The 6,588-nt window shown below is 68.7% G+C and carries 7 protein-coding genes; 3 read left to right on the forward strand and 4 right to left on the reverse strand.

The genetic code is table 11. From position 1 onward, the window contains the following. Positions 1–698 (reverse strand): malate dehydrogenase (locus tag Q0066_RS13610; protein ID WP_298133782.1); only part of this gene is annotated, 698 nt, incomplete at its 3' end. Between the two features lie 116 nt (positions 699–814). On the opposite strand from Q0066_RS13610, the gene Q0066_RS13615 reads away from it, so the two are divergent. Together Q0066_RS13615 and Q0066_RS13620 are read left to right on the forward strand one after the other, a co-directional pair. Continuing rightward, on the forward strand, positions 815–1,444 hold the full coding sequence (locus tag Q0066_RS13615; protein WP_298133784.1) for a histidine phosphatase family protein: 630 nt from the start codon (positions 815–817) through the stop codon (positions 1,442–1,444). 19 nt (positions 1,445–1,463) lie between these two features. After that, positions 1,464–1,982, forward strand: a complete 519-nt coding sequence (locus Q0066_RS13620) for a phosphoribosyltransferase (RefSeq protein ID WP_298133786.1) — start codon at positions 1,464–1,466, stop codon at positions 1,980–1,982. A gap of 115 nt (positions 1,983–2,097) precedes the next feature. On the opposite strand, the gene purU is transcribed toward Q0066_RS13620, so the two are convergent. The 3 genes from purU to Q0066_RS13635 form a co-directional block, all read right to left on the reverse strand. After that, positions 2,098–2,946, reverse strand: a complete 849-nt coding sequence (gene purU, locus Q0066_RS13625) for a formyltetrahydrofolate deformylase (protein WP_298133792.1) — start codon at positions 2,944–2,946, stop codon at positions 2,098–2,100. Next, positions 2,946–5,177: an NADP-dependent isocitrate dehydrogenase gene (locus Q0066_RS13630; protein WP_298133788.1), complete on the reverse strand. Its 2,232-nt coding sequence runs from the start codon at positions 5,175–5,177 to the stop codon at positions 2,946–2,948. The genes purU and Q0066_RS13630 overlap by 1 nt, the downstream gene beginning before the upstream one ends. A 73-nt stretch (positions 5,178–5,250) precedes the next feature. Next, positions 5,251–6,252, reverse strand: coding sequence for an aldo/keto reductase (locus tag Q0066_RS13635; RefSeq protein ID WP_298133790.1), 1,002 nt, complete (start codon positions 6,250–6,252; stop codon positions 5,251–5,253). Positions 6,253–6,416: 164 nt separating this feature from the next. Between Q0066_RS13635 and Q0066_RS13640 the strand changes: the two genes are divergently transcribed. Further along, positions 6,417–6,588 (forward strand): AAA family ATPase (locus tag Q0066_RS13640; protein ID WP_298133794.1); only part of this gene is annotated, 172 nt, incomplete at its 3' end.

Below are 6,588 nucleotides of genomic sequence, written 5' to 3' on the forward strand. Positions count from 1 at the left end.
GCCGCGATGATGGCCGCGCCGCGCTTGGCGACGGTCGGGATGAAGTCGTTCTCGACCCAGGCCTGGTCGTTGACCAGCTCGGCGGCGTTCTTGCCGTCGACCTCGGCGTGGAACACATCGGGGTACTGAGTGGCGGAGTGATTGCCCCAGATGGTCATCTTCTTCACGCTGGTCACTGGCACGCCGGTCTTCGCGGCGAGCTGACTGATCGCCCGGTTGTGATCGAGCCGGGTGAGTGCGTTGAACCGCTCGATGGGGATGTCGGGCGCGTTCTTCATCGCGATCAGGGCGTTGGTGTTGGCCGGGTTGCCGGTCACCAGCACCTTGATGTCGTCGGCGGCAACGTTGTTGAGGGCCTTGCCCTGGGCGGTGAAGATGGCGCCGTTGGCGCTCAGCAGATCACCGCGCTCCATGCCGGCGGTGCGCGGCCGGGCACCCACCAGCATCGCCAGGTTCACCCCGTCGAACACCTTGGCCGGATCGTCGCCGATCTCGACCTTGGCCAGCGTCGGGAAGGCGCAGTCGTCGAGTTCCATCACCACGCCCTCGAGTGCCTTCAAGGCGGGGGTGATCTCGAGCAGCCGCAGTTCGACGCTCTGGTCGGGACCGAGCAGGGCGCCGCTGGCGATGCGGAACAGCAGGCTGTAGCAGATCTGGCCGGCCGCGCCGGTCACGGCAACCTTCACGGGTGTGCTCACGGTGGTTCTCCTCAACGACGAGTGGTGACGGTTTTCACGCTATCAGCGGTGACTGACAGTCGTCCGGCGATCCATCGGACGCCTCCCCTCAGCGACCAACGGCTAGGCTCCCGACCGTGCGACTGCTGCTGGCCCGACATGCCCGAACCGCGTCCAACGTGGCTGCGCTGCTCGACACCGCACCGCCCGGGCCGGAGCTCGATCTGGTCGGACGCGCCCAGGCGGCGGCGCTGGCCGAGCGCCTGGCCGGGCAGCGTATCGGGGGCGTCTACACCTCCGATCTGGTGCGAGCCGTGCAGACCGGAGCGCCCGCCGTCCGCGCGTTCGAGGTGCCGGCCGCCGAGCTGTCGCAACTGCGTGAGATCGGGGCCGGCGAGGACGAGATGTCGGCCGACCTGCAGCGCTATCTGACCGCCCTGCGCTCCTGGGGCGAGGGCGACCATCGCGTCCGGATCCCGGGTGGTGAGGACGGCGCCGAGTTCCTGGAGCGGTTCGGCGACGGCATCCGGGCGGTCGCCGAAGCGGGGCATGAGGCGGCGCTGGTGATCAGCCATGGCGCGGCGATCCGGACCTGGGCCGGGTTCGCGATGCCCCAGGTGCACGTCGCGCTGGGTGCCCGCGGGATGCCCAACACCACGGTGATCGTCGCCGATGGCGACCCCGATTCCGGCTGGACGCTGCGCGGCATCGACCTTCCCGCCCCCGATCCCGACGACGGGTTCGCCGCGCTGGGCAGACCGCGCTAGACCATTAGGCTGCCGTCCCATGACGGCCTACCACGCGGACACGCCCGACCTCGACGGCAAAGAGGTCCTCACCTGGGCGGGCTTCGGCGACGCCAGCCGCGAACTGGCCGAACAGGTCGCCGCGAGCGGCTTCCGTCCGGACGTGATCGTGGCGGTCGCGCGGGGTGGACTGATCGTCGGCGGCGCGCTCGCCTACGCCCTGGGCGTCAAGCTCGCCGACGCGATGAACGTCGAGTTCTACACCGACGTCTCCGAGACCCTGCCCGACCCGGTGCTGCTGGCGCCGTTGCTCGACATCGACAGCATCGCCGGACGCCGGGTGCTGGTCGCCGATGACGTCGCCGACTCGGGTCGCACCCTGCAACTGGTGATGGACATCCTGCTCAAGCACGGCGCCGAGGTACGCACCGCCGTGCTCTACACCAAGCCCACCTCGGTCTACCAGGTCGACTTCGTCTGGAAGGACACCGCCGATTGGATCGTCTTCCCCTGGTCGGCGCTGCCGCCGGTGAACGGCGTCCAGGGCGAATCCGACTGAGCGGCTCCGTCTGCGAGCTCAACCGGGGTGGCTTCGATGCTGAGCGCTCCCCGAACTACTTACCGCTCGCCGAGTTCGGTGAGCCCTAGATAGTTGGGCGAGTGTTGAGAGGGGGTCAGCGGAAGATCACGGTGCGCTGGCCGTCGGCCATGATGCGGTGCTCGGCGAACAGCTTCACCGCGTCGGTGAGAGTGCGGGACTCCTGCTCCTGACCGATCGCCACCAGTTCGGGGACGTCGACGGTGTGGTCGACGCGGCGGACGTTCTGCTCGATGATCGGGCCCTCGTCCAGGTCGGCGGTGACGAAATGTGCGGTGGCCCCGATCAGCTTCACCCCGCGGCTGTGCGCCTGACGGTACGGGTTGGCGCCCTTGAAGCCGGGCAGGAAGGAGTGGTGGATGTTGATCGCCCGGCCGGCCATCCGCTCGCACAGCTCGGGCGACAGGATCTGCATGTAGCGGGCCAACACCACCAGTTCGATGTCGTGCTCCTCGACGGCGTCCAGCACGCGCGCCTCGAACGCGGCCTTGGTGTGCGGCAGCACCACATGGTTCTCGAACGGGACGCCGTAGAAGCCGGCCAGGTCGCCCAGATCGGGATGGTTGGCGAGGATCAGCGGGATCTCGATCTGCAGGTAGCCGGAGCGGGCCCGGAACAGCAGGTCGTTGAGGCAGTGGCCGGCCTTGGACGCCAGGATCAGCGTGCGCCGCGGGCGTCCGACGTAGTCAAGCACCCATTCGGCATCCAGCGAATTGGCGATCGGGGTGATCGCGTGCTCGAACACCGAACGGTCGAAACCGGACTGCACCTGGACCCGCATGAAGAACCGGTTCGACTCCGGCGAACTGAACTGCTGCAGTTCGGTGATGTTGCCGTAGGCCTGCGCGATCGCGCCGGTGACGGCATGGACGATGCCCGGCCGGTCGTCGCAGGCCAGGGTGAGCAGCCAGTGGGTGGAGTCGATCACCGGGCGAGCGCCTCGATCGCCGCGTTCAGCGTCGTCGAGGGACGCATCACCGCACTGGTCAGGGCGTCGTCGGGCCGGTAGTAGCCGCCCAGGTCGACGGCGGAGCCCTGCACCGCGAGCAGTTCGGCGTTGATCGTCGCCTCCTGCTCGCGCAACGTCGCGGCGAGCGGCGCGAATCGTGCCGCCAGCGCCGGATCGGCGGTCTGCCCGGCCAGCTCCTCGGCCCAGAACAACGCCAGGTAGAAGTGGCTGCCGCGGTTGTCGATGGTGCCCAGCCGGCGGCCCGGCGACTTGTTCTCGTTGAGGAACGTGCCGGTGGCCCGGTCCAGGGTCTCGCTCAGCACCTTGGCGGAGGCGTTGCCGGTCACCTCGGCGTACTTGGCGAAGCTCTCGGCCAGCGCCAGGAACTCGCCCAGGCTGTCCCAGCGCAGGTAGTTCTCCTTGACCAGCTGCTGGACGTGCTTGGGGGCCGAGCCGCCGGCGCCGGTCTCGAACAGCCCGCCGCCGTTGATCAGCGGAACCACCGACAGCATCTTGGCCGACGTCCCCACCTCGAGGATGGGGAACAGGTCGGTGTTGTAGTCACGCAGCACGTTGCCGGTCACCGAGATGGTGTTCTTGCCCTGCCGGATGCGCTCCACCGACACCTTGGTCGCCTCGATCGGCGAGGCGATGGTGATGTCCAGCCCGGTGGTGTCACCGACGAGTTCCGGATCGCTCAGGTAGGTCTCGACCTTGGCCATCAGGTTGCGGTCGTGGGCGCGGCTCTCGTCCAGCCAGAAGATCGCCGGATCGCCGCTGGCGCGCGCCCGGGTCACCGCCAGCTTCACCCAGTCGCGGATCGGGACGTCCTTGGTCTGGCAGGCGCGCCAGATGTCGCCCGGCTGGACGGCATGCTCGAGCAGCACGTCGCCGGCCCGGTTCACCACGCGCACCGTGCCGGCCTGGCCGATCTCGAAGGTCTTGTCGTGCGAGCCGTACTCCTCGGCCGCCTGCGCCATCAGCCCGACGTTGGGCACTGAGCCCATCGTCGCCGGGTCGTAGGCGCCGTGGGCGCGGCAGTCGTCGATGACGGCCTGGTAGACGCCGGCGTACGACGAGTCGGGGATGACCGCCAGGGTGTCGGCCTCCTTGCCGTCCGGACCCCACATGTGGCCGCCGATCCGGATCATCGCCGGCATGGACGCGTCCACGATCACATCGGACGGCACGTGCAGGTTGGTGATGCCGCGGTCGGAATCGACCATCGCCAGTGCCGGGCCATCGGCCAGTTCCTGCTTGAAGGACGCCTTGATGGCGGCGCCGTTCGGCAGCGCGTCCAGGCCGGCGAGGATGCCGCCCAGGCCGTTGTTGGGGCTCAGCCCGGCCGCGGCCAGCGCGTCGCCGTACTGGGCGAAGGTGGCGGGGAAGAAGGCTCGCACCACGTGGCCGAAGATGATCGGGTCGGAGACCTTCATCATGGTGGCCTTGAGATGCACCGAGAACAGCACCCCGGCCTCCTTGGCGCGGGTGATCTGCTCGCTCAGGAAGCGCTGCAGCGACTCGGCGCGCATCACGGTGCCGTCGACGACCTCACCGGCCAGCACCGGCATCGACGCCTTGAGCACGACGACCTCGCCGCCGTCGGACGGCGCCAGCTCGATGCGCAGCTCGTCGTCGGCCTCCACCACCACCGACTTCTCGTTGTGCCGGAAGTCGTCGGCGTCCATGGTCGCCACGTTCGTCTTCGAATCGGAGTTCCAGGCACCCATCGAGTGCGGGTGCTGCCGGGCGTAGTTCTTCACCGACTCGGGGGCGCGGCGGTCGGAGTTGCCCTCGCGCAGCACCGGGTTGACCGCGCTGCCCTTGACCTTGTCGTAGCGGGCCTTGATCTCGGCCTCGGACTCATCGGCCGGGTTGTCGGGGTAGTCCGGCAGGTCGTAGCCCTTGCTCTGCAGCTCGGCGATCGCGGCCTTGAGCTGCGGCATCGACGCACTCACGTTGGGCAGCTTGATGATGTTCGCGTCCGGGGTCTTGGCCAGCTCACCGAGCTCGGCCAGCGCGTTCGGCAGCCGCTGGTCCTCGCGGAGCCGCTCGGGGAACAGGGCGATGATGCGTCCGGCCAGGGAGATGTCGCGGGTCTCCACCTCGACTCCGGCGGCCGCGGCGTAGGCCCGGATGATCGGCAGGAAGGAGTACGTCGCCAGCAGCGGCGCCTCGTCGGTATGCGTGTAGATGATCGGACTCATCGTGACCCTTCATGCCTGGAGGTTGCGGACGGCAGGAGACTACCAACCACACCCGGGCCCATCGCGCCGCTGGTCAGCCGTCGATCGTGCTCATATCGCCGTACCGGGCACCTGCCACCTCGTCGCGGGGAACGGCCTGGGTGAGCTCAAGGAGGTCGTCCTCGGACAGCCGCACCCGCAATGCGGCCACGTTCTCGACCAGGTACCGGACCCGCTTGGTGCCCGGGATCGGCACGATGTCGTCACCCTGGGCCAGCACCCAGGCCAGGGCGAGTTGCCCGGGGGTGCAGTCGTGCCGGTCGGCCAGGTCACGGACGCGGTTGACCAGACCCAGGTTGGTCTCCAGTGCGGCTCCCTGGAAGCGGGGGAAGTAGGTGGTGTTGCGGCTGTCGCCCGCGGCCAGCGACTCGCGGCTGACCCGCCCGGTGAGCAGCCCCCGACCCAGCGGCGAGTAGGGCACCAACCCGATGCCCAGCTCGCGCAGCGTGGGCAGGATGACGTCCTCGACATCGCGGGTGAACAGGGAGTATTCGGTCTGCAGCGCCGTGATCGGATGCACCGCGTGGGCCCGGCGAATGGTGTCGGCCGACGCTTCGGAAAGCCCGAGGAAGCGCACCTTCCCGGCGTCCACCAGTTCCTTCATGGCGCCGACGGTCTCTTCGATCGGCACGCTGAAGTCGACCCGGTGCTGGTAGTAGAGGTCGATGTGGTCGACGCCGAGCCGCTGCAGCGAGGCGTCGCAGGCGGCGCGGACGTACTCGGGCCGTCCGTTCACGCCGAGCCGGGTGCCGTCCGGACGCCGTTCGTTGCCGAACTTGGTGGCGAGTTGCACCTCGTCGCGGCGTCCGTGGATCGCCTCGCCGACCAGTTTCTCGTTGGTGAACGGGCCGTACATGTCGGCGGTGTCGAGGAAGGTGACGCCGAGATCGAGCGCGTGCTGGATGGTCGCGACGCCGCCGGCGTGATCGGGGGTTCCGTAGAACTCCGACATACCCATGCAGCCCAGGCCGAGCGCCGAGACGGTCAGTGCCGCGGCGTCCGAGCCGAGGGTGCGGGTGGGGATCTGTGTGGTCATGTCTCCAGCCAACACCCGGGAGCCCGCGCGAGGAAGTGGTACGGAGGGACGGTTCTTTTCGTTCCAGAAGTGGGACGGGGGGACGGTTCCTTTCGTTCCACTCCCAGCGAAGCTGGTGGGTGGGCGCGCAGAAAGTGTCGGTGGCGGTTCCTACGCTCACGGCCATGATCACCACGCTTGCCGTGCACGGCTACCGATCGCTGCGAGACGTCGTGCTGCCGTTGGAACGGTTGACCGTTGTCACCGGAGCCAACGGGGTCGGCAAGTCGAACCTGTACCGCGCCTTCCAGCTGCTCGCCGACACGGCGTCCGGGCGGTTCATCGGCTCGATCGCGG

It is taken from the genome of Micropruina sp. (genome assembly GCF_027492755.1).
Lineage (GTDB): Bacteria > Actinomycetota > Actinomycetes > Propionibacteriales > Propionibacteriaceae > Micropruina.